We start from the raw sequence: 24,446 nt of genomic DNA, 5'->3' as shown, positions 1-24,446 counted from the left end.
GCCCGGCGCAACGCGGGCGTGCGCCTGTCAGACGCCCTGCGCCTGCAGGAAATCCTCGATCGCGCGCCATGCCTCCAGCCCCGGGGGGTGATCCTGCGGTTCCATCAGCGGTTCGTGCTTTGCGCCCTGCAGCACCCGCAGGCTGGCGCCCGCGCGCTCGGCGTAGAAGCGGATCGCCTCGGGGGAGACCACGGCCTCCTGCGTGCCCAGCAGCGCCAGGGTCGGGCAGCTGGCCGGGGACGCATGGCGCAGCGCCGCCATTTCGCGAAACGCCGCGTCCGCCCAGCGCGGCGTCGGCGCGGCGATGTGCAGCTCCGGGCGCGCCGCGCAATGTTCGCGAAACCAGGCGTAGTGGGCGGGATCGGTGGTCAGCACGTTGCCCTCGAACCCCTGCGCGATCACGTAGGGGGTGCGCGAATGCCGCCCCGGCAGCGGCACGGTCCCGAGCCCCAGCAGGGTCATCGCCCGCGCCAGCGCCCGAGCGGCGAACAGCGCCGGCGCCGACATGCTCAACCCCCACATGGGCGCGCTGAAGATCGCCGCCGCCGGGTCGATGCGCGCGTCGGTCAGCGCCCGCAGCCCGATGCAGCCGCCCATGGAATGGGCCAGCAGCACCCGCGGCCCCGGCAGCGCCGCCACCGGCGCCCAGCCGACCAGCGCCGCCACGTCGCGCTGATAGAGATCGAAATCCACCACGTCGCCCAGCAGCGGCACGCCCTCGCTGCGCGTGGACAGCCCCTGCCCGCGCCAGTCGATGGCGGCGACGCTGAAGCCGTCGCGGCGCAGCCGCGCGATCACCCGGCCGTATTTTTCCAGATATTCCGTGCGCCCCTGAAACAGCAGCATGACGCCGCGCGGCCCGCCGGACCAGACGGCGGCGCGCACCCGCGCCCCCGCCGCGGCGAGCCACGCGCAATGATCGGGCGGCGGCGCCTCGGCCAGATCCGCGTGGAACGGCGCCGCCTCCTCCATCAGGCCAGGACCGAGCTGAGCGCCATGGCCTTGGACATGTCGCCGTCGACCTTGAGCTTGCCGGTCATGAAGGCGGTGGTGGGGTTCACGTCGCCCGAGACCATGCCCTTGAACGTTTCCTCGTCGGCGGTGATGGTGCAATCCGCGTCGCCGTCGTCGATGGAAACATCCGCGCCCTCGATGCGCACCGCGCCGAGCCCCTCGATTTCAAACTTCACCGAGCCGTCGAAACTGTCCCCGGCCAGCTTTTCCTTCAGGGTCTCGACGGCGGCGCTCAGCACTTCGCTCATGATCAATTCTCCTGGAGCCTTCGCCGAACCCTGCGTCCGACGCTCGCTTTTCCGCTCCACCGCGTTAAACTATCACCTGAAATGGCAAAGCACAGCGACACTCTGCGTCACCCGCGCGCGCGCCTCGCAGGCGCCGTCGCGTTCGCAATGGTTTGCGCCGGCGCGTGGATCGCCGCGCCCGGCGCGGCATCGGCGCAAAACCCGCCGGCAGCGGCCGGCGGCGGCGATTCGACGGATGATCCGGGCGGGTTCTCGATCGCCCCGGAAGCCGAATCCGGGGCCGGCGCCGGGGTCGAGGCCACGGCCCCGGAAACCGACGCCGCACGGCTCGACGCGCTGTTCGCCGAGCTTGCGACCGCGGAGGCCGACGCTCAGGCGCAGATCGTGAAGAAGATCCAGGTCATCTGGTCGCGGTCCGGGTCCGCCAGCATGGACCTGCTGCTGCGCCGCGGGCGCGATGCGCTCAACGCCGGCGAGATGGTCAAGGCCATCGGCTTTTTCTCGGCGCTGGTGGAGCACGACCCGGAATTCGCCGAGGGCTGGAACGCGCGCGCCACCGCCTATTACATGCATGGCGACTGGGGGCTGTCGCTGGCCGACATCGAACAGGTGCTGGCGCGCGAGCCGCGCCATTTCGGCGCGCTGACCGGGCTGGGGATGATTCTGGAGCAGATCGGCCGCGACGGCGACGCCATCGCCGCCTTTCGCGCCGCGCTGGCGGTCAATCCGCATATCCAGCGCGCAAAGAACGCCGTGGAACGGCTTGCGCCGCGCGTCGAAGGCCGCGATATCTAGCGCAACGCTCACCACCGTCTGACATGTCATCCGGCCGGGCGCGCCTCGCGGACAAGGACGCCGCCCATGCCTGAATTTCCCGCCCCCCTCCCCGCCTGGCCGCTTGACGGCGATCCCGGCGCCGCGCCGGATCGGGCGCGGCGCGTCGAAGGGCATCCGCGCGACGACCGGGTGACGGCGGTGCTCGGCCCCACCAACACCGGCAAGACCCACTACGCCATCGAACGCATGCTCGCCCATCGCAGCGGCGTCATGGGCCTGCCGCTGCGCCTGCTGGCGCGGGAAATCTACGACCGCATCGTCGCCCTTCGCGGGCCGTCGGCGGTGTCGCTGGTCACCGGCGAGGAAAAGATCGTGCCGCCCCGGTCGCAATACTGGATCTGCACCGTCGAGGCGATGCCCCTGGAACAGGGCGCGGATTTCGTCGCCGTGGATGAAATCCAGCTCTGCGCCGACCCGGACCGGGGGCATGTGTTCACCGACCGGCTGCTGCACGCGCGCGGGCTGCACGAGACCCTGTTTCTGGGCGCCGAGGCCATGCGCCCGCGCATCGCCGAACTGATTCCGCGCGCGCGCTTCATGCGCCGCGACCGGCTGTCGACCCTGACCTATGCCGGGCCGAAAAAGCTGGGGCGGATGCCGAGCCGGTCGGCCATCGTCGGCTTCTCCGCCGACAGCGTCTATGCGATCGCGGAACTGATGCGCCGCCAGCGCGGCGGCGCGGCGGTGGTGATGGGGGCGCTGTCGCCGCGCACCCGCAACGCCCAGGTGGAACTGTATCAGAACGGCGACGTGGATCATCTGGTGGCCACGGACGCCATCGGCATGGGGCTCAATCTCGACGTGAGGCATGTGGCGTTTTCCGGCCTGTCGAAATTCGACGGGCGGCGTCACCGGCCGCTGTGGCCGGGCGAACTGGCGCAGATCGCCGGGCGCGCCGGGCGGCACCTGACCAATGGCAGCTTCGGCGTGACCGGCGAGGCGCCGAACCTCGACGCCGAGACCGTCGAGGCCATCGAGAGCCACCGCTTCCCGACCATCCGCCGCCTGTCCTATCGCAATTCGCGGCTGCGCTTCGGGTCGGTTCCGGCGCTGATCGCCTCGCTGGAACAGGCCCCCGACCTGCCCGGCCTGATGCGCGCGCGCGAAGCCGACGACCTTGCCGCCCTGCGCCGGATGCAGGCCGATCCGCGGATCGGCGACATGGCCAGGGGCGGCCCGCAAGTGCGCCGGCTGTGGGAGGTCTGCCAGATTCCCGACTTCCGCAAGACCGGCGATGCGGAGCATGCCGGGCTGATCGCGGAGATTTATCGTTTCCTCCTGTCCGACAAGGCCTGTATATCCTCCGACTGGATAAATGCGCGGATCGCCCGCGTGGACCGCTCGGACGGCGACATCGACGCGCTGTCCACACGGCTCGCGTTCATCCGCACCTGGACCTACGTGGCCAACCGCCGCGACTGGGTCGAGGACGCGGCGCGCTGGCGCGAGGCGGCGCGCGACGTGGAAGACCGATTGTCGGACGCGCTGCACGCACGTCTGACCCAGAGATTCGTCGATCGCCGCACCTCGGTGCTGATGCGGCGGTTGAAGCAGAAGGAGAGCCTGGTGGCTGAAGTGAACGACAAGGGCGAAGTGACCGCGGAGGGGCACGCGTTGGGGCGGCTCGACGGGTTCCGCTTCACCCAGGATCCCGAGGCGACCGGCGACGAGGCCAAGACCCTGCGCGCCGCCTCCACCCAGGCGCTGGAGACCGAATTCAGACTGCGCGCCGACAAGTTCTACAACGCGCCCGACACCGAGCTGGACATGACCGATCAGGGCGGGCTGATGTGGGGCGAGCACGCCGTGGGCAAGCTGGTGGCGGGCGCCGATCCGCTGTCGCCCGGCGTCGAGGGCTTCGTCGACGAGATCGCCGGCGAGGACGTGCGCCAGAAGGTCGAACGCCGCCTGATCCACTGGATCAACCGGCGCATCGCCGCGCATTTCGAACCGCTGATAAAGCTGCGCGACGACGAGACCGTCACCGGGCTGGCGCGCGGCATCGCGTTCCAGCTGGTGGAGGCGCTCGGCGTGATTCCCCGGGCCGAGATTTCGCGCGACGTGAAGGAACTGGACCAGGACGGGCGCGGCATGCTGCGCCGCCACGGCGTGCGCTTCGGGCAGCACACCATCTTCATGCCGCTGCTGCTGAAGCCGGCGCCGACCCGGCTGCGGCTGGCGCTGTGGGGGCTTGCCGAAGGGCAACAGGAACTGTGCGTCGCGCCGCCGCCGGGGCTGGTGACCATCCCCGCGGTCGAGGGCGCGCCGAAGGGGTTCTATCCCCGCGCGGGCTACCGGCTGGCCGGACAGCGCGCCATCCGCATCGACATGCTGGAGCGGCTCGCCGACATGATCCGCACCCAGGACACGCGCGGCGGTTTCGAGGCGGCGGCGGACATGCTGTCGATCACCGGCTGCACGCTGGAGCAATTCGCCGATCTGATGCAGGGGCTGGGCTATCGCGCCGAACGCGGCGAACGCCCCAAGCCGGCGCCGATCCCCCAGCAGCCCGCCGCGTCCGCGAAGGCGGGGGCCGGGTCCGAAGCCGGCGCGGGCGACGCGCCCGGGGCCAAAGCTCCGGACACGCCCGACTCGCCGACCGGTTCCGCGGCGGCCGCGACGGAAGCCGGGCGGGAAACGCCGACGCCGGACGGCGCCGCACCCGACGGCGACGCCGCGAACTCCGCGACGGCGACCAGGATCGAGGCCGGGTCAGACGCCGAGACGACGCCCGTTCCTGCAACCGACGAGGCCCCGGCCTCTGCGCCCGACTCGGCGCCCTCGGCCGAGCCCCCGGAGGCGCCCGCCCTCGAGGTGCGCAAAGACCCCGAGACGCAGACAGATCCCGCGGCGCAGCCGGGCCCCGGGGCCGCCGGGGCGAAACCAGACGCGGACGCGCCTGACGAGTCATCCGGGGCCGGGGCGGACGCGAAACCCGAGGCCGAGGCCGGCGCCGCGCCCGAAACGGACGCGGAAACCGGGGCCGAATCAGGGCAGGCGCCAGACAAGGCATCGGCGAAGGGCCCCGAGACTGATTCGGCGAAAGGATCTGCCAAGGATTCAGTGGACCTGCAGGTGTTCTACACCTTCACCTGGGCGCCGCGTCAGGGCGGGCGAGGCCGCGGACGGCGCAATGGCGAGGATCAGGACAATCGCCAGCCGTCGCGCGGCCAGACCCGCGGCGGCCAGACCCGCGGCGCACAGACCCGCGACGCTGAAGGCAAGCGCCAGGGCGGCGGCAAGAAACCCGGCGGCAAGCCCCGCGGCCGGAGCGGCGACGACCGCAAGCCGAACGAGACCCGCAAGCACGCCAAGGGCAAGCCGCGCAACGAGACGCCCCGGACATACACCGCCCGCCCGCCCAAATCCGAAAAACCCATCGACCCGGACAACCCCTTCGCGGCCCTGATGGCGTTGAAAACCAAGCGCTGAGGCGGCGCGCCCGGCATGACCGGCGCGGCGCCGCCCGAAAACGCCGGCGCGGCGTTGCGGATCGACAAATGGCTGTGGTTTGCGCGGTTCCTGAAGACCCGCAGCCTCGCCGCCAGGGCGGTGGCCCGGAGCGGCGTGCGGATCAACGGCGCGCGGGTGACGAAGCCCTCGGCGCAGGTGCGCCCGGGGGACGTGCTGACATTTGCGCTGGGCGATCACGTTCGCGTGATCGAAATTCTGGCGCTGGGCGTCCGTCGCGGCCCGGCGCCCGAGGCGCGCGCGCTCTATGACGACCTGGCGCCGCCGGCCCCGCGCCCGTCGCGCGTCAGGGGCGCCGCCGACGGCCCCGCGCCGGTGGGGCTGCGCGATCCCGGCGCCGGACGGCCGACCAAGCGCGACAGGCGGCTCACGCAAAAACTCCGCGATGCCGGCGATCATTGACGCGGCCGCAAGGCGGCGGGTGCGGGATCCGGCGCGCCGCCGCCTCACGCGGGCCAAATGGTCGCTCTTGCCACTGCCGATCGCGCGCCCTAGAACCACGCTGGTTTCGCCTGCCGCCTTCGCCTGGGTCGAATCCGATGAAACGGGAAACGCGCGCAATGACCTACATCGTCACCGAGAACTGCATCAAATGCGTCTATACCGATTGCGTCGAGGTCTGCCCCGTCGACTGCTTCTACATCGGCGAGAACATGCTGGTCATTCATCCCGACGAATGCATCGATTGCGGGGTCTGCGAACCTGAGTGCCCGGCCGAGGCGATCCTGCCGGACACCGAGCCGGACATGGAGAAATGGGTCGAGTTCAACCGGAAATATTCCGAATCCTGGCCCAACATCGTCACCAAGCGCGAGCAGGCCGATGACGCGGAAAAATACGACGGCGAAGAGGGCAAGCTGGCCAAGTACTTTTCGGAAAAGCCGGGCGTGGGCGACTGAGCGCGCCCGGCGCGACGCTTTGCCTCGGACTCGCGCCGCCGCTGTCACATTTGCTTCACCGGATCTGGCGTAGCATCGCGCTCAGATTCGCCGAGTCCTTCATCCAGATTCGCGAAATCTCGAAGCATGCGGTTGCGGCCCGACGCCGCAGCTATGGGAATCGCATGCGAATTATGATATATTCATTACACAAACGTGCATGCGCGATCACCTCGTCGGATGGAAGCGATCGGCCAGGGGCGAAGCCCCGGGGTCGGGCCTTCGCGGCGAGCCGCCGATCGGGTACCGCGCAAAACGCAGAGCGAACAGCGAAGCAACTGCAGCACCGCCGGGAAAATGGCGGGCGAGCGGGTTTTGCTGTGTCGGGCGCTTTGGCGCCCGCTACGAGGAAGGACGACCAACCGCATGAGCAAGACCGCCTCCAACAAATCCGAATTTCGTCCCAATGATTTCGTGGTCTATCCGGCGCATGGCGTGGGAAAGATCGTTCGGATCGAGGAGCAGGAAATCGCCGGCGCCCGACTGGAATTGTTCGTCATCTCCTTCGAGAAAGACAAGATGACGCTGCGCGTGCCCACCGCCAAGGCCGGATCGGTCGGCATGCGGTCGCTGAGTTCGCCGGACACCATCGGGCTGGCGCTCGACACCCTGAAGGGCCGCGCCCGGGTGAAGCGCGCCATGTGGTCGCGCCGCGCGCAGGAATACGAACAGAAGATCAATTCCGGCGATCTGATCTCCATCGCCGAAGTGGTGCGCGATCTGCACCGCGCCGAAGACCAGCCCGACCAGTCCTATTCCGAGCGCCAGCTTTACGAAGCGGCGCTGGAGCGCCTGACCCGCGAGCTTGCCGCGGTGGAGGCGATCGACGAGGACCGGGCCGCCAAGCGCGTCGACGAGGTGCTGATCCTGCGCGCCGCCGCCTGACGCGGCTGCGCGGCGATCGAAACCGAGGCCTCGCGTCCCCGGACGCGGGGCCTTTTTGCGTCCGGGTCGCGAATGTCCAGGGGCGCGCCTCGTGTCGGGGGGCGTCGAGCCCCCCTCCCCGACGATCGGCCTGCGGGCCGACGGAACGGCTGCGCCGTTTGGGCGACCGGTGGCCCGGTCAGGCGAAATAGCCGCGCAGCATCCGCAGGTAGACGGCTTTCAGCTGTTCGATCTGCGCCACGGGGACGCGTTCATCCACTTGATGCATGGTCTTGCCCACGAGGCCGAATTCCGCCACCGGACAGTGCGCCTTGACGAAACGGGCGTCAGACGTGCCGCCGCTGGTTGACAATGCGGGGCGGCGCCCGGTCTCGGCCTCGACCGCCGCGGATATCAGATCGGTGAGCGGCCCCGGCGGGGTGATGAAACTTTCGCCCGAGATCTTGAAGCTCAGGTCGATGTCGATGCCGGTCTCGGCCGCTGCGCGCGCCGCTTCGGCGCGCAGCCAGTCCGAGAGGCCGGCGGAGTCATGTGCGTCGTTGAAGCGGATGTTCACCGTGGCGCGGCCCTCGGCGGGGATCACGTTGGTGGCCGGGTTGCCCACGTCGATGGTGGTGATCGCCAGCGTCGAGGGGTCGAAATGCGCGGTCCCCGCATCGAGTTCGCGGCGCGCCAGCCGGTCCAGCAGCCTCGTCAGCGCCGGCAGAGGGTTGCGCGCCCGGTGCGGATAGGCGGAATGCCCCTGCTTGCCGCGCGCGGTGAAAAAGACCGTCATCGACCCGCGCCGGCCGATCTTGATCATGTCGCCGAATGCCTCCGGGCAGGTGGGCTCGCCGACCAGGCAAACGTCCAGAGTCTCGCCATTCGCGGCCATCCAGTCGAGAATGGCCAGGGTGCCGTCGGCGGCGTCGCCCTCCTCGTCGCCGGTGATCAGCAGCGCGATCGAGCCATGAGGGCGGTCGCGCACCGCATCCATCGCCGCCGCCGCGAAGGCGGCGACGCCGGTCTTCATGTCGGTGGCCCCCCGCCCCCACAGCTCGCCGCCATGGATCTCGCCGCTGAACGGCGGGTGGGTCCAGGCGTCCGCGTCGCCCGCCGGCACGACATCGGTATGACCATTGAAGCCGAACACCGGCGCCCGATCGCCCCAGCGCGCATAAAGATTCGAGACGCCGCCGCGCTCGATGCGCGTGCAGGCGAAACCGGCGGCGCCAAGCCGGGTCTCCAGCAACGCGATGGCGCCGCCCTCCTCGGGCGTCACCGAGGGGCAGCGGATCAGCTCCGCGGACAGGGCGACCGGATCGACGGGCGCGGCGATGTCAGACATATGAAGCTCTCCTGTCAGAAACGCCCCGCGCCCCTGCCCGCAAGCGGCCTCGCCGGGGGCGGGCGGGGTGGGCGGGCGGGGCACGCGCCCGGCGGGGGCGCTTGCGGGCGCCCCCGGGCTCAGTCGTCGAAAAACGGCGTCACTTGCGCCACGATCACCGCGTTCTCGGCCAGGGCGCGATCCATCAGCGCCCGGTCCTCGTCGCCTATTTCCTGACCGTCGGCGAGGCGTTCCTCCAGCGTGCCGTAGCCGGTGACCTCCAGCGGCGCCAGATCCGCCTGCTTGAGCACCGCCACCGTCTCGCGCACCGCCTCCGCCTCGTCCACGCCCGAGGCGTAGCACATCAGCGCCGCCCCGGTCGCCCTGGCCGGCAAGCCGTCGCCCTTGGCGCGCCCGACCTGCACCAGCAGCGTGAACGCCTTCTGGCGGCTTGGCTTCCTGGGCTTGTCCGACATCGCCCCTGCCCGCTTCAGTCGCGCAAAAGGTCGTTGATCGAGGTTTTCGAACGGGTGCGCTCATCCACCCGTTTCACGATCACCGCGCAATACAGCGACGGCCCCGGCGCGCCGCCGGCCATGGGCTTGCCCGGCAGCGCGCCCGCCACAACCACCGAATAGGGCGGCACCTCGCCATAGCTGACCTCGCCGCTGGCGCGATCGACGATCCTGGTGGATCTGCCGATGAACACGCCCATCCCCAGCACCGATCCCTCGCGCACGATGCAGCCCTCGACCACCTCGGAGCGGGCCCCGATGAAGCAGTCGTCCTCGATGATCGTCGGGCCGGCCTGCATGGGCTCCAGCACGCCGCCGATGCCGACGCCGCCCGACAGATGCACGTTCTTGCCGATCTGCGCGCAGGACCCCACCGAGGCCCAGGTGTCCACCATGGTCCCGCTGTCCACATAGGCGCCGAGATTGACGAAGCTCGGCATCAGCACCGCGCCGGGCGCGACAAAGGCCGAGCGGCGCACGATCGCGCCCGGCACCGCGCGAAACCCCGCCGCGCGCCACTGCTCGGCGCCCCAGCCGTCGAATTTCGAGGGCACCTTGTCCCACCAGCAAGCCCCGCCCGGCCCCCCGGGGATCTCGGTCATGTCGTTGAGCCGAAAACTCAGCAGCACCGCTTTCTTCAGCCACTGATGCACGGTCCAGGATCCGTCATCGCCCCGCGTCGCCACCCGCGCGCGGCCGGTATCCAGCAGGGTCAGGGCGGTATCGATCGCCTCGCGAATCTCGCCCCGCGTGGCGGGCGACACCGCGTCGCGATCGTCCCAGGCGGCTTCGATGACGGTCTCAAGTCCTGCGGCGGCGTTGGTCATGGCTGATCCTGCTTTTGCGGTTACGGCGGCGCTGACGGGAGGCTATAGAGGCGCGGGCCCCCGCGCGCAATCCTCGCGCGCGGGATCGGCGGCGCGCCCGCAGGGGCGGCATGGATCTGGCGAGGCCCCATCGGGCCGCGCGACGGCAAGGAAAACTGCGCATGACCCATCGCGACGACAGGCATTCGGTGTTTCGCTCGGCCGAGGAGGACATCCACGCCGCCGAACGCCAGCCGGTCACGCCGCAAAGCGCCGCGCCGGCCTATCGGCTGGCCTTTCAGGACCTCGATTTCCTGAAACGCGACGATCTGCGCCCGGTGCGCCTGCAGCTTGAGCTCCTGAAGATCGAAACCCTGCTGCGCGAGCAAAACGTCGAAAGCACCGTGGTGCTGTTCGGCGGCGCCCGCATCCTCGCGCCCGACCGCAAGCGCGAGGCGCATACGAAGACCCTCGGCGATCTCTGCCATTTCTACGAGGAGGCGCGGCGATTCGCCCGGCTCTGCACCGAGGCCAGCCTCGCCGGGGACGGCTCGCGCCACGTGGTGGTGACCGGCGGCGGACCCGGGGTCATGGAGGCGGGCAATCGCGGCGCCCATGAGGCGGGCGGCCGCTCGGTCGGGCTCGGCATCGTGCTGCCGTTCGAAAACGCGCCCAATGCATACGTCACCCCCGAGCTCAGTTTCAATTTCCACTATTTCGCCATCCGCAAGATGCATTTCCTGATGCGCGCCGAAGCGATCGGGGTGTTTCCCGGCGGCTTCGGCACGCTTGACGAACTGTTCGAGACCCTGACCCTGATCCAGACCCGCCGCATGGCCCCGGTGCCCGTGCTGCTGTTCGGCGAAAAATTCTGGCGCTCCATCGTCAATTGGGAGGCCCTGGCCGACGCCGGCACCATCGCCGCCGAGGATCTGGAGCTGTTCCATTTCGTGGAGACCGCGGAACAGGCCTGGGACATCATGCAGCGGGCCCGGACCTCGGAAGCCGAGCTGCCGCCGCCCACGCGCTGAGCGCGGCGCCCCGCGCCTTGCCGCGCGCCCCGGGCGCCACTAGATTGAGGCGCAACAGGGAGACGTCATGACCAGCCAAATCTTCGCCCCCGAGGCGCCCTTGGACGGCGCGCCACTGATCGACCCTTTCGCGCGGGCAATCACCTATCTGCGCGTATCGGTCACCGATCGCTGCGATTTTCGCTGCGTCTACTGCATGTCCGAGAACATGACCTTCCTGCCCAAGAAGGACCTTCTGACGCTTGAGGAACTCGACCGCATGTGTTCGGTTTTCATCGCCATGGGGGTGCGCAAGCTGCGCATCACCGGCGGCGAACCGCTGGTGCGGCGCAACATCATGCAGTTTTTCGCGCGCATGGGCGAACATGTGGCCTCGGGCGCGCTCGACGAACTGACGCTGACCACCAACGGCTCGCAGCTGCGCCGCTTCGCCGGGCCGCTGTCTGACGCCGGGGTGCGCCGGGTCAATGTCTCGCTGGATACGCTGGATGCGAAGAAATTCGCCAAGATCACCCGCTGGGGCCGCTTCGCGCAGGTGATGGACGGCATCGACGCGGCGCAGGAGGCCGGGCTGAAGGTGAAGATCAACGCGGTGGCGCTGCGCGGCGTCAACGACGACGAGATTCACAAGCTGGTGGCATGGTGCGGCGACCGGGGCATGGACCTGACCTTCATCGAGGTCATGCCCATGGGCGATATCGGCAATGAGAACCGGCTCGACCAGTATTACGCGCTGAGCGAGCTGCGCGCCGATCTGGCCGCGCGCTGGCGCCTCACCGACATTCCCCTCAACACCGGCGGCCCGGCGCGCTATGTGCGGGTCGAGGAGACCGGCGGGCGGATCGGCTTCATCACGCCGCTCACCCATAATTTCTGCGAAAGCTGCAACCGGGTGCGGCTGACCTGCACCGGACAGCTCTACATGTGTCTCGGGCAGGATGACGACGCGGATCTGCGCGCGGCGCTGCGCGGCGACGACTCGGACGCGCCGCTGCGCGACGCGATCCGCAACGCCATCGCCCGCAAGCCCAAGGGCCATGATTTCGACTATTCAAGGCAGCGTGTCGGCGGCGCGGTTTCGCACAACATGAGCGTCACCGGCGGCTGACAGTCCCGGTCGCCGCGGGGTTTTGCGGATCCGGCCTGACTGCGCCGCCGCTGGCGCCGCGTCTGACTCCGCAGGTCAACGTCGCCCCCCGCCCTGCCAGCGGCCGAGGGCGGGACAGGCGACGTTCCGGAAAGTCAGGCCTCCAGCACGTCGTCGGCGGCGGGCGGCGGGCGGTTGAATTCGAGCCCGTGCGCGGCGCGGATCTTGTCCTCGACCTCATAGGCGATGTCTGGATTGTCGCGCAGGAATTTCTTGGCGTTCTCGCGCCCCTGCCCGATGCGCTGGTCGCCATAGGAGAACCAGGATCCCGATTTCTCCACCACCCCGGCCTTCACGCCCATGTCGATCAGTTCGCCGGTCTTGGAGATGCCCTCGCCATACATGATGTCGAATTCCACCTGCTTGAACGGCGGCGCCACCTTGTTCTTGACCACTTTCACGCGGGTGGAATTGCCCACCACCTCGTCGCGATCCTTGATCGCGCCGATGCGGCGGATGTCGAGCCGCACGGAGGCGTAGAATTTCAACGCGTTGCCGCCGCTGGTGGTTTCGGGCGAACCGAACATCACGCCGATCTTCATGCGGATCTGGTTGATGAAGATGACCATGCATTTGGACCGCGAGATCGACCCGGTGAGCTTGCGCATGGCCTGGCTCATCAGCCGCGCCTGCACGCCGACCGAACTGTCGCCCATGTCGCCTTCGAGCTCCGCCTTGGGGGTCAGGGCGGCGACGGAATCCACCACCACCACCGACACCGCGCCCGAGCGCACCAGCGTGTCGGTGATCTCCAGCGCCTGCTCGCCGGCGTCGGGCTGGGAGATCAGCAATTCGTCAATGTCCAGCCCCAGCTTCTGCGCGTAGGACGGATCAAGCGCGTGCTCGGCGTCGACGAAGGCGCAGATGCCGCCCTCGCGCTGCATTTCGGCAATCACATGCAGCGCCAGCGTGGTCTTGCCGGAGCTTTCCGGCCCGTAGATCTCGATGATCCGCCCCCTGGGCAGTCCGCCGATGCCAAGCGCGATGTCGAGCCCGATGGAGCCGGTCGAAATGGATTCCACGTCCATGTGGCTCTGCTGGCCGAGCTTCATGATGGAGCCCTTGCCGAAATTCCGCTCGATCTGGCCGAGCGCCGAATCCAGCGCCTTCTGCTTGTCCATGCCGCGTTTACCACTCAGTTCAAGGATGCTCTGGGCCATTGCCTGTTTCCCTTATTTCACAGCCGCGACACGGGTTCAATCTCGCTGCCGTTCGCATTTTGTTCAAAGTGCTTAACACTGGAACGCAACAAGAACAACCGGGATCTTTCGTCTGACGGGGATTTTGGGGCGCGACCGATTAAGGATAGATTAACGCTGATCAGGACCAGCCACTTGGGCAGATTCGGCAAATTCGGCGTTTCCGTGGCAACGAGCATGTCAAGCCAACCGACTGTAAATTAACGCTAATAATCCCGAAATTGGCAGAAACAAGATGCTTTCTTTTTCCGTTGGGGTTGTGCTAAGATACCTCGGTATCCAACGGGTTCGGGATAAGTCTCGGTTCCTATGTTCCGCTCAACGTTTGAGCTTGCCGTGATTCCCACTGCGTACGCCCAGGTGCCCGCGTTGAGTGGAAAGACCGCAGAATGTGTTGTTCTGCGAAAAACGGGAGTGAATTCTGCGCCCAGACCTTTGCTGGTCGCGAAACTCTTTTTGTAATTGATCGCGTTTCCCATGCGGTGTTTACGTTTGCCGCCTCCTGAATTTTTGGCATGACCAATGGAGGTTCACATGACTCACAAGTTTTTCGCGCCGGTCGCCCTTGCTGCGATGGTCGGTGCGGTTGCGCTCGCCGGACCGGCGTCGGCGCTGACAACGTTCTTCGCGCAGGACGCCGGCTTGCCGCCGGTCGCCACCGCCGCTGAACGCGCGCTGTTCGAAGCCGCCCTGCTCGTGCAGGAAGACTTCGACTTCGAAGAGGCCACCACCGGCATGGTTGTCGGCGCGGCCACCGGCCAGACCGGCGTCGCCACCGGCGGCACCATGCTGAGCTTCGTCGGCGACGGCGAAATCCGCGACACCGACACGCCGCAGCTGCAATACGCGGTGTCGCCCGTCCAGTATCTGCGGGTGAAAACCAGCAGCGACAGCGAACTCGCCATCTCCTTCGGCGGCGCCGGCGTCACGGCTTTCGGCTTCTACGGCAGCGACATCGGCGATTTCGACGGTGAACTGGGCCTGCGCCTGCTCGACTTCTTCGGCGATGAGCAGCTGGATCTGGGCGTCCTCGGGCCGAACGGCGCGAACGGCAACCTGATCTTCGCCGGCGTGACCACCGGCGTCGAGTTCTTCGGCGTGGAATTCTACCTCATCGACCCGACCAGCGACTCCGACGCCTTCGGCATCGACGACATCATCATCGGGACCTCGAACAACCCGTCGATCGTGCCGCTGCCGGGCGCTGGCCTGCTGCTGATTTCCGGCATCGCCGGCCTGGCCGGCCTGCGCCGCTTCAAGCGCAAGCCTGTCTGACCCGCCTCACAGCGGTCTGAATAAAATGCGCCGGGGCGAAAACCCCGGCGCATTTCTTTTGCGCCCACGCGCATCATGGCCATTGCGCCGCACCGACCCGGCGCCCGGGATCAGGGCGCGCAGGGCGGTCAGCCAGCATGACTTGCGGCAGGATCACCACAACCCCTAATTGTTAATTTTCGAAACCAAAACAACCATGGCGGACGATTCCGACTGGGCCTAAAATGATTCATGGTCAGCGTCTGACCATGCAGTTTCTGTCGCGTTGGCATTGCGGCGCTTGCGTTCGCCGGCTTCTGAATCACCGCTTGATCAGTGGAGGCCCTGATGATTCGCAGTTTTATCGCCCCTTTCGCGCTGACGGCAGCGCTCGGCGCCATGGCGTCCGCCGGGCCCGCCGCGGCGCTGACCACCTTCTTCGCGCAGGATTCCGGCCTGCCGCCAACCGCAACCGCGGCTGAACGGGCGCTGTTCGAGGCGGCGCTGGACATCACGGAGCATTTCGATTTCGAGGTCGTCGCCACCGGCATGGCCGCCGGCGCCGCAAACGGCCAGACGGGATTCGCCTCGGGCGGAACCGCGCTGAGCTTCTTCGGCGATGGCGAGATTCGCGACGCCGACACGCCCGAGGCGCAATACGCGGTGACCCCGGTGCAGTATCTGCGGGTGAAATCCGGCGATGCGGTGGCCATCTCGTTCGGCGGCGCCGGCGTCAACGCCTTTGGCTATTACGGCAGCGACATCGGAGATTTCGACGGCGAGCTGGGCCTGCGCCTGCTCGACTTCTTCGGCGGCGTGCAGGAGGATCTGGGCACGTTCGCCACCAGCGGCGCCAATGGCAACCTGGTGTTTTCGGGGGTCATCGCCGCCGATGACTTCTTCGGCGTCGAATTCTACGTGCTCGACCCGACCGGCGATTCCGACGCTTTCGGCATCGACGATTTCGTGCTGGGCGCCGCGCCAACGCCCGCGACGATCCCGCTGCCGGGCGCCGGCCTGCTGCTGCTGTCCGGCCTGGCGGGATTGGCCGGACTGCGCCGCCTGCCGCGCCGGCCCGCCTGATCCGCGCCGCGCCGGGGGGGGGGCCAGCCGCCCCGGCGCGAAGCGGGCTACTTGGTGCCGAACATCCGGTCGCCGGCGTCGCCGAGACCCGGCAGGATATACCCCAGCTCGTTCAGCCGCTCGTCCACCGCCGCGGTGACGATGCGCACGTCGGGATGCGCCTCCTTCATGCGGGCCACGCCCTCGGGCGCCGCCAGCAGGCACAGGAAGCGGATGTCCTTCGCCCCGGCGCCCTTCAGCAGATCGATCGCCGCCACCGAGGAATTGCCGGTCGCCAGCATCGGGTCCACCGCGATCACCGGCCGGTCGGCGAGATCGCTGGGCGCCTTGAAGTAATACTGCACCGGCTTCAGGGTCTGCTCGTCGCGATACAGCCCGACGAAACCGATCCGCGCCGAAGGCACCAGTTCCAGAATCCCGTCGAGCAGCCCGTTGCCGGCGCGCAGGATCGAGATCAGCGCCACCTTCTTGCCCGCCAGCACCGGGGCCTCCATCTCCATCAGCGGGGTCTCGATGGTGCGGGTGGTCATGGGCAGATCGTGCAGGATCTCGTAGCCCAGCAGCAGGCTGATTTCACGCAGCAGGCGGCGAAACGACCCGGTGGAGGTGCCCCTTTCGCGCATGATCGACAATTTGTGCTGCACGAGCGGGTGATCGACGATGGTCAGATGCTGGGACATGGGCGCTCTCCTTGACTGCGCCCTCTCTATGCCACCGCCGGTCGGTCGCGTCGATAGGCCGGCTCAGGCGGCGAGCTTCAGCGCCACTTGCGCGCGCGTGGCCTCGTCGCAGAACGCCGCGGCGAGCCCGGCGCGCGAAATCTCGCCCAGCGTGGCCGCGTCATAGCCGAAGGTCCTTGCCAGCATGCGGTATTCGTCGGTCATGTCGGTGCGGAAGAACGGCGGGTCGTCGGTGGACACCGTGACCGCCGCGCCAGCGGCGCGCAGGCGTTCGAACGGGTGGTTGTCCCAGTCATAGACCCCGAGCGACACGTTGGAGCCGGGACAGACCGCCAGCGGCACCGCCTCCTCAGCCAGGCGCGCCACCAGCGCCGGGTCCTCGATGGCGCGCACCCCGTGGTCGATGCGATCGAGGCCAAGCCCGTCCAGCGCCGCGCGCACGCTGTCGGCGCCGCCGAATTCGCCGGCATGGGCGGTCAGCTTCAGCCCCGCCTCGCGGGCGATGGCGAAGGCGGGGGCGAAATCGGCGGGGGCGAACAGGCGTTCATCCCCGGCCATGCCGAAACCGACGATGCGCGGATCGGGATCGCGCACCGCCAGCCGCGCGGCGCGCGCGGCGGTCTCCGGGCCGAGCCCGCGCACGCAGAGCGGGATGAAGCGGGCGGTGATGCCGGTGGCCGCCTCGGCCGCCGCGGCGCCCTCGAACACGGCGGCAAGGTAGTCGGCCCAGGCTTCGGGATCGGCGCCCGCGTGATCGGGCGACAGGAACAGCTCCGCATAGACCACGCCATGGGCGGCGCATTCGCGCAGCACCGCCTCGGCCAGATCGCGATTGGCCTCGGGGGTGTCAAACAACGCCGCCGCCGCGTCATAGGCGCCGAGGAATTCCGTGAAATTCGACCAGGCGTAGCCGCCGGTCGCGTCGAACAGCCCGTTGGTCCGGATATTGCGTTTCGCGGCGATCTCGCGCACCAGCGCCGGCGGCGCGGCGCCTTCGATGTGCAGATGCAGCTCTACTTTGGGAATCGCGGTGTAATCGGTCATGCAATGGCATCCTTTTTATTATTGAACGCAGACGCAGAGTTCCCTCCGGCCGAGCATCAGCGCGATATGGCGACGATGCGGCCGAAGGTCAACGCGAATTGGCCCGATCATATCACGAATTGTTTACAACCGATATCCACCCCCGCGGATCAGCCCACGGCCGCCGGGCGCAGGGCGCCGTCCTCGCGGCGTTCGAGAAAGCTTTCGCCATTCGGCCCCGGCGGAATGGCGAGCGCGAAGGCGGCGGTTTCGGCCACGTCGGCGAAGCGGCGCAGCCCGACCTTGCCGGGGATCAGCCCCGGCCCGGCGCAAAGTATCGGGACGCGTTCGCGGGTGTGCTCGGTGCCGGTCCAGCTCGGGTCGTTGCCGTGATCGGCGGTGATGATCAGCAGGTCGCCGGGCTTCATCTTGTCGAACACGTCGGGCAGCTTGGCGTCGAAAGCCTCCAACGCGCGCGCGTAACCGGCGATGTCGCGGCGATGCCCATACAGGGAATCGAATTCGACGAAATTGGCGAAGACCAGATCGCCGGGCTCGGATTCCTCGATTGCCAGGATCGCCTGGTTGAGCAGCGCCATGTCGTTGCGACCCTTGCGGCTTTCGGTGATGCCGCTGCCGGCGAAGATGTCCTCGATCTTGCCGATGCCGGTGACATGGCCGCCCGCCGCCTCGACCCGGTCGCAGATGGTCGGCGCCGGCGGCGGATTGGCGTAATCCTTGCGCTTGGGGGTGCGCCTGAAATCTGCGGCGCCGGTCCCGATGAAGGGCCGCGCGATCACCCGCCCGATATTCAGCGGGTCCGCCAGCTTGCGGGTCAGCTTGCACAGGTCATAGAGCCGCTCCAGCCCGAAAGCCTGCTGATGGGCGGCGATCTGCACCACGCTGTCGGCGGAGGTGTAGACGATGGGCTTGCCGGTGGCGACGCTTTCCTCGCCCAGCTCGGCGATGATCTCGGTGCCCGAGGCGTGCCTGTCGCCGAGGATCCCCGGCAGATCCCCCTGCGCGATCATCGCCGCGGTCAGATCGGCGGGAAAGCTCGGGCAGGTGCGCGGGAAATAGCCCCAGTCGCGGGTCAGCGGCACGCCGGCCAGTTCCCAATGCCCGGTGATGGTGTCCTTGCCGGCGGACACCTCCTGCGCCGCGCCGAACACCCCGCGCCCGCCGGCGATCAAGCCGGGGGGGCGCACGCCGCAGGACAGTTCGCAGGCCGGGGCCAGCCCCAGCCGCGCCAGGTTGGGCAGGCTGAGCTTGTTCATGCGCCCCTCGTTGGCCCGCCCCTGCGAACAGGCCTCGGCGACATGCAGCAGCGTGTTGGCCCCGGTGTCCGGGACGTCGCCGTTGTAGAAGTCGCCCGCATCCGGCGCGCCGCCGATGCCGACGCTGTCCATGACGAATATGAAAACCCTTGCCATCAATCTTTCTCCTTCAAGCAGATCAGGTGAATATGGGTTTTCGGGCGCGGCAACGCAAACGCCCGACGCTTCGGATCCGCGGCGCGGATCAGTCGGGCGGGCCGATGCGACGCTTGACGATATCGGCCTCGGCGGGGGCCTCGTCGCCGATCGCGTAGGCGGCGCGCAGGCGGGCGGCGGCGGCGTCGGCCTGCGACTCGCTGCGCGCGTGGACCCGGGCCAGCGGCCATTCGCAATCCACCGAGGCGCCGATCCCCACGAGATGGTCAAAGCCCACCACCGGGTCGATTTCGTCCTCGGGCCTGCGCCGCCCGCCGCCCATTTCAACCACCGCGTTGCCGATCCCGCGCCCGTCGATCGCCCGCACCAGCCCCGGCCGGTCGGCGAACACGTCGCGGATCACCGGCGCGGCGGGCAGGTATTCGGCGAAACGCTCCATGAAATCCGCCGGACCGCCGAGCGCCGCGCACATGGCGGCGAATTTTTCGGCGGCGCGCCCGGATTCAAGCGCCCCGATCATGCGCCCGCGCCCGTCCGCCGGGTCCTCGGCGATGCCGCACAGCGCCAGCAATTCGCCGCCCAGCGCCACCGTGACCTCCCAGAGCCGCGGGTCGATCTCCGCCCCGACCAGAAACCGCGCCGCGTTCGCCACCTCGATGGCGTTGCCCGCGGCCGAGGCCAGCGGTTCGTTCATGTCGGTGATCAGCGCCGAGGTCCGGCAGCCCGCGCCATTGGCCACCAGCACCAGCGATTCCGCCAGCGCGCGCGCGTCCTCGGCGGTGGCCATGAAGGCGCCCGAGCCCACCTTGACGTCGAGCACCAGCGCCCCCAGCCCGGCGGCGAGCTTCTTGGACAGGATGGATGCGGTGATCAGGTCCACCGATTCCACCGTGCCGGTGACGTCGCGGATGGCGTAGAACCGCTTGTCGGCGGGGGCGATTTCGGCCGTCTGGCCGATGATCGCGCAGCCGACCTCGCGGGTGATCCGCGCCAGCGCATCGGGCTCCGGCCGCACGTCATAGCCCGGGATCGTCGACAGCTTGTCGAGCGTGCCGCCGGTATGCCCGAGCCCCCGCCCCGAGATCATGGGCACATAGGCGCCGCAGGCGGCCAGCGCCGGGGCCAGCATCAGCGACACGTTGTCCCCGACGCCGCCGGTCGAATGCTTGTCCACCACCGGGCCCGGCAGATCCCAGCCGAGCACCTCGCCGCTGTCGCGCATGGCCTCGGTCAGCGCCACGCGTTCAGCCAGCTCCATGCCGCGGAAAAACACCGCCATGGCCAGCGCGGCCACCTGGCCTTCGGAGATCGCGCCGCTGGCGAGCCCGTCAACGAAGAACCGGATCTCCTCGGCGCTGAGCGCGCCGCCGTCGCGTTTGCGGATGATGATTTCCTGAGCCAGCATGGTCGTCCTTTCCAGTCATCCGGCGGCGCGCCGCGCATCTGCGCGCCGCCCCCCGGCATGCCGCGCGCCAAAGGCGCCGGCGATCAAGTTTTTGGCAGCCCGGCGCAATGCGCGGCGGCCCGGGTCCGCGTATCTGTCCTTCGTGGCAGACAGCGTGGAACCGGGGCGCGTGACGCAACGACCCGAAAACAGACCGAGGCCCGCGCGCAAATCCGGGATGGCCACATCCCCGGCGCGCGCGCGTGACGGCGGCGGCGGCGCATCATCCGAAGTCCCCAGCTTCCGATGCGCCTGCTGGCGACAGACCCAACCGTTCGCACAGCCGAGGGACCAAACGTTCGCCGTCATCGAGTGTCCCTGCCGGGCCAGCCCTTCGCCGCAAGAAGAGGGGCGGCCCGGCGCTTTCTCATGCCACGCGGGCCTTCGCGCGGAAATCGCCCGGGGTGCAGCCGTTCCAGCGGCGAAAGGCGCCGTAGAAGGCGCTCGGTTCGGAAAATCCCAGCAGATAGGCGATCTGGCTCGGCGACAGCGCCGGATCGCGCAGGTAGCTTGCCGCCAATTCGCGGCGCAGGTTGTCGGTGAGCCCGCGCAGGGTCACGCCGCAATCGCGCATCCGGCGGGCCAGCGTGCGGCGGCTCAGGCCCATGTCCTGCGCCAACTGCGCCAAGGCGACGCCGCCGCGCGGCAGGTTGTCGAGCACCCGCCTTTCGATGTCGCGCAGGATGTCGGGCCCGCCCGCGCCCAGACGCGCGGACAGCAGCATCTCGCCATGGGCGATCAGCAGGTCGCACAGCGTGTCGTCCTGGCTGGGAATCGGCAGATCCAGCGCCGCCTGCGCAAAGCGCAGCTGCGTCGAAGCCGCGCTGAAATCCACCGGACAGCCGAACCGGGCGGCGACCGCGCCGGCATGCGCGCGCCGATGATGGGCGAAGCTCACCGACCTGAGCGGAATGTCCGCGCCGGTGGCCGCGCGCAGGAATTTCAGCACCGTGGCGAGGTGAAATTCGGTGGATTGCCGGTGCAGCCGTTCATGAGCGTCGCTGCTGTCGAGCGCCAGGCAGGCGGTTCCGTCGGCCTGAAGCTCCAGCCGGAAATCGGCGGAGGCGCGTTCCAGCGGCGCGAAACGCACCGCCGCCTGCAGCGCCTGGCGCAGCGTCGAGGCCGCAAAGGCGATGTAGCTGTTGAGGTTGACGCCGCGGGTCTCGAAGCGAAACCCGGCGGTCAGGCCGAACAGATCGTCGCCGCTGCGCCATGCCATCTGTTCGAAAAAATCCACCTCCTGCTTCAGCGCCACCCATTTCGCGTCCGAATCCGGGAAATCCGCCGGCAGGCCGACGGCGGCGAGCGAGTCCGCCACCGCCTGCGCATCGCCGGCGGCCCGCGCGCCGCACGCCGCCTTGCGCACCCAAAGCGCCGGCGCCCGCCTTGCGGCGCAAGCGGTCCGAAGCGCTGACGGCGCCGCGCCGCCCCTCGCCGTTGGTCGGGCGGGTTCAGTAGCCATCTGAGGCGGTTGCGGCTTCGCCGTCCAGCGTCGCCAGCAGCGCGGTCAGCACCCCCGAGGCGCCGATGCGGAACCGCTCCGGCGTGGCGTAGTCGGGCCCCAGGATCTCATCCGCCAGCGAAAGGTAATTGGCCGCATCCTCGGTGCTGCGCACCCCGCCAGCAGCCTTGAAGCCGATCGAAGCGTCCTTGTCGGCGATGGTTTCCAGCATCACCCGCGCCGCCGTCAGCGTGGCGTTGACCGGCGCCTTGCCGGTGGAGGTCTTCAGGAAATGCGCCCCGCCCTCGATGGCCAGTTCGCCGGCCTGCCGGATCAGCTCCGGGGTCTGCAGCGTCCCGGTTTCAAGGATCGCCTTCACCGTGGCGCGCCCCGCGGCGCGGCGCACGCGTTCGACCCGGGCGATCACCCTTTCCGGGCGGCCCTCCATCAGCGCGCGGTAAGGGATCACCATGTCGATTTCATGGGCGCCGTCGAACACCGCCTTTTCGGTCATGACGATGACCTCCTCGGCCGGATCCTCGCCGGAGGGGAAATTCACCACGGTGGCGATCCTGATCCCCGGGGCCAGCTGCTTTTTCGCCTGCGCCACGAAGCGCGGCCAGATGCAGATCGCGGCGGTCTTGCCATGGGGCGTGCTGGCGCGCCGGCACAGGGCGGCGACCGCCTCCGCGTCGCAGTCATCGTCGAGATTGGTCAGGTCGAGGCAGGCCAGCGCCCGCGCCGCCATGATTTTCATGTCTTGCTGATCGGTCACGCGAAACTCTCCACGAATGCGCGCACCAGCGCGCGAAACCGCGCCTGCGCCTTGGCCGCCTCGGATTTTGTCTCCGAATGGGTGAGCGCCTGCCCGGTCATGCCGGCGGCGTAGTTGGTGATGACCGACACGGCGGCGACCCTCAGCCCGCAGAACCGCGCGAGGATGGTCTCGGGCACGGTGGACATGCCAACCGCGTCGGCGCCGAGCATGCGGATGGCGTGGATCTCGGCCGGGGTCTCGAAGCTGGGGCCGGAAAACCACGCGTAGACGCCGCTTTTCAGCGTCGGGTCGGCGGCCTGCAGGCGGGCGCGCAGGTCCGGGTCATAGGCGTCCACCATGTTGACGAAACGCGCATCCGTGGCCTCGCCGATCATCGGGTTGAGCCCCGACCAGTTCAGGTGATCGCTGATGATCATCAGATCGCCCGGCGGCATGGTTTCGCGCGTCGATCCGGCGGAATTGGTCAGCAGCAGCGCCCCGGCGCCCAGCGCCTTCAGGGTTTCGAGCGGCGCGCGCATCACCCCCGCCTCGCCCTGTTCGTAGTAATGCGCCCGCCCCGACAGCAGCGCCACGCGCACCCCGCACAGGTCGCCGATCACCAGCGCCCCGGCATGTCCCGAGACCCCCGACACCGGGAATCCCGGCAGGGTCTCGAAGGGAAAGGCGTGGGCGTTCTCGATGTCCTCGGCCAGCGCCCCGAGCCCGGATCCCAGGATCAGGCCCAGCGCCGCCGGCGCGTCGCCGGCCGTGGCGCGAACAAGATCTGCGGCTTGGGTCATGGCGTCTCCAATGCGAATGCGGCGGGCAGCAATTCGCCCAGCGTCCAGCTTGCCTCCGGCCCGTCCAGCCCGGCGGCGTGCACCAGCGTGGCGGCGTCGCCGAATTCAGCCAGCCGCTGGCGACAGCCGCCGCAGGGGGTGATCGGCGGCGCGTGATCGGCGACCACGCAGATTTCGACGATGCGGCGCTCGCCGGCGAGCACCATGGCGGCGATGGCCGAGGTCTCGGCGCAGCAGCCCTCGGGATAGGACTGGTTCTCGACATTGCAGCCGGCGAAGATCCGCCCGCCGACGCTGCGCAGCGCGCAGCCAACGGCAAAGCCGGAATGGGGCGCATAGGCGTTTTCGCGGGCCTTCAGCGCGGCGCGGAACAGGTCCTCTTCCGGGGCCATCACATCTGCTCCGGCGTCAGGCGGCGCCAGCCCCGCGCCCGGATGGCGACCGCGGTGGGCTGGTGAAAGGTCGCCCAATGGGCCTGTTCGAACCCGTCGGTCATATGCGCCAGCGCGATGCCCAGAATGCCGCCATGGGCGGCGATCACCGGGCGGCGATGCCCGGCGGCGGCGATGTCGCGCAGCGCCGCTTCGATGCGGATCCAGCATTCGGCGATGGTCTCGGACCAGGGCGCGCGCCAATGGGGATCGGCCAGCACCCTCCGGCCAATGGTTTCAAGTTCGGCCTGCGCGGTCAGCGACAGGCGCCATTCCGCAAAGCGCCCGTCGGTGATCACCGGCAGGCCCGCGCGCCGCGCGAAGGGCGCGATGGTTTCCTGACTGCGCCGATAGGGCGAGGCGTAGATCGCGTCCACGCCTTCGTCCATGAGGATCTCGGCCAGCGTCCCGGCGTCGGCGACGCCCTTGGCGGTCAGCGGATCGTCGAGATCGTCCCCGACTTTCTCGCAATGGCGCAGCAGGATGAAATCGGCGAGAGGCATTGGCGGTTCTTTCCTTCGGGCCGCGCCGGGCGGCGCGCGCCCCCGGCGGCGATGCGGTCAATGGGCGCCTGCGTGCAGGAAACCCGGTTTTCCCGGCCTGCACAAGACGCAGGGCGGGTCGCGGGGGGATCGGGGCGCGCGCAGGGCGGGGCGGGGGCGAGGCGGGACGGGGCGCGGGGCGAGGCGGGGGCGAGGCGGGG

24 protein-coding genes are annotated in these 24,446 nt (G+C 68.9%); 9 read left to right on the top strand and 15 right to left on the bottom strand.

Annotated features, from left to right (window positions below):
- Positions 1-27: 27 nt before the first annotated feature.
- Both AC1HC7_RS18915 and AC1HC7_RS18910 read right to left on the bottom strand, forming a co-directional pair.
- Complete coding sequence (locus AC1HC7_RS18915; RefSeq protein WP_479497825.1) at positions 28-972, bottom strand: alpha/beta fold hydrolase; 945 nt, start codon at positions 970-972, stop codon at positions 28-30.
- Positions 972-1,262, bottom strand: coding sequence for an SCP2 sterol-binding domain-containing protein (locus AC1HC7_RS18910; protein ID WP_479497826.1), 291 nt, complete (start codon positions 1,260-1,262; stop codon positions 972-974). Before AC1HC7_RS18910 ends, AC1HC7_RS18915 begins: the two co-directional genes overlap by 1 nt.
- Before the next feature lie 147 nt (positions 1,263-1,409).
- Here AC1HC7_RS18910 and AC1HC7_RS18905 point away from each other — a divergent pair, with 147 nt between their 5' ends.
- From AC1HC7_RS18905 to AC1HC7_RS18885, 5 genes are all read left to right on the top strand, one after another.
- Positions 1,410-2,057 carry a tetratricopeptide repeat protein gene (locus AC1HC7_RS18905; RefSeq protein ID WP_479497827.1) on the top strand — a complete coding sequence of 216 codons (648 nt, stop codon included), beginning with the start codon at positions 1,410-1,412 and terminating at the stop codon, positions 2,055-2,057.
- A gap of 66 nt (positions 2,058-2,123) precedes the next feature.
- Complete coding sequence (locus AC1HC7_RS18900) at positions 2,124-5,531, top strand: helicase-related protein (RefSeq protein WP_479499314.1); 3,408 nt, start codon at positions 2,124-2,126, stop codon at positions 5,529-5,531.
- 15 nt (positions 5,532-5,546) lie between these two features.
- Positions 5,547-5,972, top strand: a complete 426-nt coding sequence (locus tag AC1HC7_RS18895; protein WP_479497829.1) for an RNA-binding S4 domain-containing protein — start codon at positions 5,547-5,549, stop codon at positions 5,970-5,972.
- A gap of 158 nt (positions 5,973-6,130) precedes the next feature.
- On the top strand, positions 6,131-6,469 hold the full coding sequence (fdxA, locus tag AC1HC7_RS18890) for a ferredoxin FdxA (RefSeq protein ID WP_479497830.1): 339 nt from the start codon (positions 6,131-6,133) through the stop codon (positions 6,467-6,469).
- A gap of 405 nt (positions 6,470-6,874) precedes the next feature.
- On the top strand, positions 6,875-7,393 hold the full coding sequence (locus AC1HC7_RS18885) for a CarD family transcriptional regulator (protein WP_479497831.1): 519 nt from the start codon (positions 6,875-6,877) through the stop codon (positions 7,391-7,393).
- A gap of 178 nt (positions 7,394-7,571) precedes the next feature.
- Here the strand turns inward: AC1HC7_RS18885 and dapE are convergent, their stop codons facing one another.
- The 3 genes from dapE to dapD form a co-directional block, all read right to left on the bottom strand.
- Positions 7,572-8,720, bottom strand: coding sequence for a succinyl-diaminopimelate desuccinylase (gene dapE / locus AC1HC7_RS18880; protein ID WP_479497832.1), 1,149 nt, complete (start codon positions 8,718-8,720; stop codon positions 7,572-7,574).
- A gap of 119 nt (positions 8,721-8,839) precedes the next feature.
- The gene (locus tag AC1HC7_RS18875) at positions 8,840-9,175 is read right to left on the bottom strand and encodes a hypothetical protein (protein WP_479497833.1); all 336 of its coding nucleotides are present in this window, start codon (positions 9,173-9,175) and stop codon (positions 8,840-8,842) included.
- 14 nt (positions 9,176-9,189) lie between these two features.
- Positions 9,190-10,041, bottom strand: coding sequence for a 2,3,4,5-tetrahydropyridine-2,6-dicarboxylate N-succinyltransferase (dapD, locus tag AC1HC7_RS18870; RefSeq protein ID WP_479497834.1), 852 nt, complete (start codon positions 10,039-10,041; stop codon positions 9,190-9,192).
- Positions 10,042-10,202: 161 nt separating this feature from the next.
- On the opposite strand from dapD, the gene AC1HC7_RS18865 reads away from it, so the two are divergent.
- Complete coding sequence (locus AC1HC7_RS18865) at positions 10,203-11,051, top strand: LOG family protein (RefSeq protein ID WP_479497835.1); 849 nt, start codon at positions 10,203-10,205, stop codon at positions 11,049-11,051.
- 67 nt (positions 11,052-11,118) lie between these two features.
- Positions 11,119-12,159: a GTP 3',8-cyclase MoaA gene (moaA, locus tag AC1HC7_RS18860; RefSeq protein ID WP_479497836.1), complete on the top strand. Its 1,041-nt coding sequence runs from the start codon at positions 11,119-11,121 to the stop codon at positions 12,157-12,159.
- A gap of 134 nt (positions 12,160-12,293) precedes the next feature.
- Here moaA and recA read toward each other — a convergent pair whose 3' ends face one another.
- Entirely contained in the window at positions 12,294-13,358 is a 1,065-nt protein-coding gene (gene recA / locus AC1HC7_RS18855) for a recombinase RecA (RefSeq protein WP_479497837.1), read from the bottom strand.
- 573 nt (positions 13,359-13,931) lie between these two features.
- Between recA and AC1HC7_RS18850 the strand changes: the two genes are divergently transcribed.
- Positions 13,932-14,672: a VPLPA-CTERM sorting domain-containing protein gene (locus AC1HC7_RS18850; RefSeq protein WP_479497838.1), complete on the top strand. Its 741-nt coding sequence runs from the start codon at positions 13,932-13,934 to the stop codon at positions 14,670-14,672.
- A 327-nt stretch (positions 14,673-14,999) separates the two neighbouring features.
- Entirely contained in the window at positions 15,000-15,734 is a 735-nt protein-coding gene (locus AC1HC7_RS18845; protein WP_479499313.1) for a hypothetical protein, read from the top strand.
- A gap of 47 nt (positions 15,735-15,781) precedes the next feature.
- Here the strand turns inward: AC1HC7_RS18845 and upp are convergent, their stop codons facing one another.
- The 9 genes from upp to AC1HC7_RS18800 form a co-directional block, all read right to left on the bottom strand.
- Positions 15,782-16,414, bottom strand: coding sequence for a uracil phosphoribosyltransferase (gene upp / locus AC1HC7_RS18840; RefSeq protein WP_479497840.1), 633 nt, complete (start codon positions 16,412-16,414; stop codon positions 15,782-15,784).
- A 63-nt stretch (positions 16,415-16,477) separates the two neighbouring features.
- Entirely contained in the window at positions 16,478-17,458 is a 981-nt protein-coding gene (gene add / locus AC1HC7_RS18835; protein WP_479497841.1) for an adenosine deaminase, read from the bottom strand.
- 149 nt (positions 17,459-17,607) lie between these two features.
- The gene (locus tag AC1HC7_RS18830; RefSeq protein WP_479497842.1) at positions 17,608-18,870 is read right to left on the bottom strand and encodes a phosphopentomutase; all 1,263 of its coding nucleotides are present in this window, start codon (positions 18,868-18,870) and stop codon (positions 17,608-17,610) included.
- An 88-nt stretch (positions 18,871-18,958) separates the two neighbouring features.
- Positions 18,959-20,275 (bottom strand): thymidine phosphorylase, encoded by a 1,317-nt coding sequence (gene deoA / locus AC1HC7_RS18825; RefSeq protein ID WP_479497843.1) that lies wholly within the window; start codon positions 20,273-20,275, stop codon positions 18,959-18,961.
- A gap of 406 nt (positions 20,276-20,681) precedes the next feature.
- Positions 20,682-21,680, bottom strand: a complete 999-nt coding sequence (locus AC1HC7_RS18820) for an AraC family transcriptional regulator (protein WP_479497844.1) — start codon at positions 21,678-21,680, stop codon at positions 20,682-20,684.
- 85 nt (positions 21,681-21,765) lie between these two features.
- Positions 21,766-22,530: a deoxyribose-phosphate aldolase gene (deoC, locus tag AC1HC7_RS18815; protein WP_479497845.1), complete on the bottom strand. Its 765-nt coding sequence runs from the start codon at positions 22,528-22,530 to the stop codon at positions 21,766-21,768.
- Positions 22,527-23,312, bottom strand: a complete 786-nt coding sequence (locus tag AC1HC7_RS18810) for a purine-nucleoside phosphorylase (RefSeq protein WP_479497846.1) — start codon at positions 23,310-23,312, stop codon at positions 22,527-22,529. Before AC1HC7_RS18810 ends, deoC begins: the two co-directional genes overlap by 4 nt.
- Entirely contained in the window at positions 23,309-23,704 is a 396-nt protein-coding gene (locus tag AC1HC7_RS18805) for a cytidine deaminase (RefSeq protein WP_479497847.1), read from the bottom strand. The genes AC1HC7_RS18810 and AC1HC7_RS18805 overlap by 4 nt, the downstream gene beginning before the upstream one ends.
- The gene (locus AC1HC7_RS18800; RefSeq protein ID WP_479497848.1) at positions 23,704-24,246 is read right to left on the bottom strand and encodes a histidine phosphatase family protein; all 543 of its coding nucleotides are present in this window, start codon (positions 24,244-24,246) and stop codon (positions 23,704-23,706) included. The genes AC1HC7_RS18805 and AC1HC7_RS18800 overlap by 1 nt, the downstream gene beginning before the upstream one ends.
- Between the last annotated feature and the right edge of the window lie 200 nt (positions 24,247-24,446).

This window comes from Oceanicella sp. (assembly GCF_056449545.1).
Note: the sequence above shows the minus strand (reverse complement) of the source record. Positions and strands in the feature narration are given on the sequence as shown.